3 protein-coding genes are annotated in these 3021 nt (G+C 75.5%); all 3 read right to left on the bottom strand.

What is annotated here, in order from left to right:
- Window positions 1-1004: precorrin-2 C(20)-methyltransferase (locus tag VR44_RS38045; protein WP_045952251.1), on the bottom strand; the 1004-nt coding region annotated here is incomplete at its 3' end.
- Window positions 1001-1648 carry a precorrin-8X methylmutase gene (locus VR44_RS38050; RefSeq protein WP_045952252.1) on the bottom strand — a complete coding sequence of 216 codons (648 nt, stop codon included), beginning with the start codon at window positions 1646-1648 and terminating at the stop codon, window positions 1001-1003. The genes VR44_RS38050 and VR44_RS38045, both read right to left, overlap by 4 nt.
- On the bottom strand, window positions 1645-2946 hold the full coding sequence (locus VR44_RS38055; RefSeq protein ID WP_045952253.1) for a cobalamin biosynthesis protein CobG: 1302 nt from the start codon (window positions 2944-2946) through the stop codon (window positions 1645-1647). The genes VR44_RS38050 and VR44_RS38055 overlap by 4 nt, the downstream gene beginning before the upstream one ends.
- Between the last annotated feature and the right edge of the window lie 75 nt (window positions 2947-3021).

The raw sequence follows: 3021 nt of genomic DNA on the forward strand, positions 1-3021 counted from the left end.
CCGCCGGACACCCCGGCCACCCGCTTGCCGCGCCGGGCGAGGTCGAGGGCGAACTCGGCGCGCTCGGACTCCACCTTGTTGTCGGAACCGTGCCGTACCTGGCCCGGCTTGACCGGCACCCGGTCCAGGTACGTGGTGTACCCGACCAGCACCTCGGCGTCGGCCAGCGCCCGCCGCGTCTCGGGGGTCAGCCACAGCGGTCCGGCCGGACCGGTGCCGACGACCACGACCTCGCCGGGGCCGGACGGCACGCTGCCCGGGTTGCCGACCCGGCTGGGCACGACGGCGACGGCGAAGTACGGGACGCTGTCGGGGTCGGTGTCGGCCAGGAGCCCGGTCCGCTCGCCCTCCATCGTGGCGCGTTCGACGTAACGGGCCTCGGCGAGCCGGCCGCTCGCCTCCATCGCCCCCCGCACGGCGGGGAAGGTCCGGCCGAGCTTCATCACGACCGCCGAGTCGGTGGCGGCGAGGCGGGCGGTGAGCTCCTCCTCGGGAAGGGTGCCCGGCAGGATCGTCAGCACCTCCTCGCCCTCCACCAGCGGGGTGCCGAGGCGGGCGGCGGCGGCGCTGACCGAGGTGACGCCGGGGACGACCTCGGCCTCGTAACGGTCGGCGAGCCGCTTGTGCATGTGCATGTACGAGCCGTAGAAGAGCGGGTCGCCCTCCGCGAGCACGGCGACGGTCCGGCCGGCGTCCAGGTGCGCGGCCAGCCGGGCGGCGGAGGCCTCGTAGAACTCCTCCATCGCACCCTGGTAGCCGCCGGGATGATCGGTGGTCTCGGTGGTGACCGGGTAGACCAGCGGCTCCTCGACGTGGTCGGAGCGCAGGTGCTTCGCGGCGATCGAGCGGGCGATGGAACGGCCGTGGCGGGCGCTGTGGTAGGCGACGACGTCGGCTTCCGCTATCACCTCGACGGCCCGCAGGGTCATCAGCGACGGGTCGCCGGGCCCGAGCCCGACCCCGTACAGCTTGCCCTTGACCGGGTTCTGCTCCTGCTCGCTCATTCTTCCTCGCTCGCGATCGCGTTGACCGCGGCGGCCGCGATGGCGCTGCCGCCGCGCCGGCCCCGGACGATCAGGTGGTCGAGGCCCGAGGGGTGGGCGGCGAGGGCGTCCTTGGACTCGGCGGCGCCGATGAAGCCCACGGGCACGCCGATGACGGCGGCGGGGCGCGGGGCGCCCTCCTCGATCATCTCCAGCAGCCGGAACAGCGCGGTCGGGGCGTTGCCGACGGCGATCACGGAGTTCTCCAACAGGCCCCGGTCGCGCCAGACTTCGAGCGCGGCGGCACTGCGGGTGGTGCCCATCTTCGCGGCGAGCGCGGGCACGGCCGGGTCGGAGAGGGTGCAGATCACCTCGTTGCCGGCGGGCAGCCGCTTGCGGGTGACTCCGCTGGCGACCATCTGCACGTCGCACAGGATCGGCGCGCCGGCGTGCAGCGCGGCGCGGGCGCGCAGGACGACCTCGGGGGTGTAGCCGAGGTCCTGGGGGAGGTCGGTCATGCCACAGGCGTGAATCATGCGCACCGCGACCTGGGCGACCGAGGCGGGCAGCCCGGAGAGGTCCGCCTCGGCGCGGATCGTGGCAAAGGACTGGCGGTAGATCGCGGCGCCGTCCTTCTCGTACTCGAACACGGTGTACTCGCTCATTTCTTCACTGCGGCTTCGGTCGCGGCTTCGGTTGTGGTGGGGGTGGTGCGTGCGGCCGTGAGGGCGGCCGCCAGGTCTGCGTGCGGGACGGGCCCGCCGTCGAGTTCGTAGCCGTCGGGGGTGGCGACGAGGTCCACCCAGGCGGTGCCGCGCGGGTGTCCGCACCGGCGGGCGCATCCCGACCAGTGCACGGGCAGGCCCCCGGCGGACTCCGCCACGACGGCGCGGGCGTCGGCGCGCACGTCCGCGAGGGACTTGGCGCAACCGGGCCTGCCCGTACAGGCGGTGACGGACAGCCAGGGACTGCCGGGGCGGACGGCCAGGCCGGCGGCCTCGACCCGTCCGGCGGCGCCGGCGGCGGCGCGCGGCAGGATGACGCTCCGCCAGGGGGTGAGGCGCAGCTCGCCGTCCGCACCTCCGGCGGCCTCGGCCAGAACCCGCCACTGCGCGGAGCTCAGCCGCCCGAGCGGGGGCAGCACACAGAGCCCGGCGCCGTATTCGCCCCAGGGCCGGGGCGGCTCGGCGTACGGCCACGCCACCTCGGGTACGTACCGGGCCACGATCCCGCGGGCGCGCAGCCGCAGAGCGAACTCCCGTGCGTCCAAACCCTGTTCGTCACCGCTCCCCAGCTCGGCCACACGCCAGGCCCGGCTCCCGGAGGCGTCGGCGGAGTCGAGGAAGTACTCGGCGGCCAGCAGCGCGGCCCGGGGGGCGTCGGCGACGCCGACCTCGACGGCGTCGACGGCCCGCGGCTCCGCGCGTCCGGCGGCCCCCGAACCACCCGAGCCGACGGACAGCACCGTCACATCGGGGTCCAGGGCGGCCACGTCCCCGCGCCCGTCGTCGAGGGCGAACAGGAAGCGGCCGGACAGGGCGGCCGCCCGGGTGCTCGCGCACAGCAGCCGGTCGAGTTCCCGGACCCAGTCCACGACCAGGGAGCCGCCCAGCGGGGTGGCCACGATGTTGCGCACGCGCTCGTGGCTCGGGGCGGGCAGCAGCCCGGCACCGCCGAGCAACTCCGCGAGCCCGGCGCCGCAGCCGTCGGCGAGGCCGCGCAGCTGGACGTTGCCGCGCGAGGTGAGCTCCAGGTGCCCGTCGCCGAACCGGTCGGCGGCGAGCCCGAGCGCGGCGGCCTGCGGGACGGTGAGCAGCCCGCCGGGGACACGGACGCGCGCCAGGTACCCGTCGTCGGCGGCGTGCAGCCGCAGCGCGCTGGGGCAGGCGTCACCGCGGTCGCGTATGACGGGTTCGTCCCGCGATGCGGCGGAAGGTGGCTGGGGCGGCATGGCCGCGAGCATACCCACGATTCCCCACCCCCGACCTGTGTCCGTCACCACCCCGACCAGCGACTCCCCTCCACCCCGCCCCACACC

Source organism: Streptomyces katrae (genome assembly GCF_000966975.1).
Classification (GTDB): Bacteria; Actinomycetota; Actinomycetes; order Streptomycetales; family Streptomycetaceae; genus Streptomyces; species Streptomyces katrae.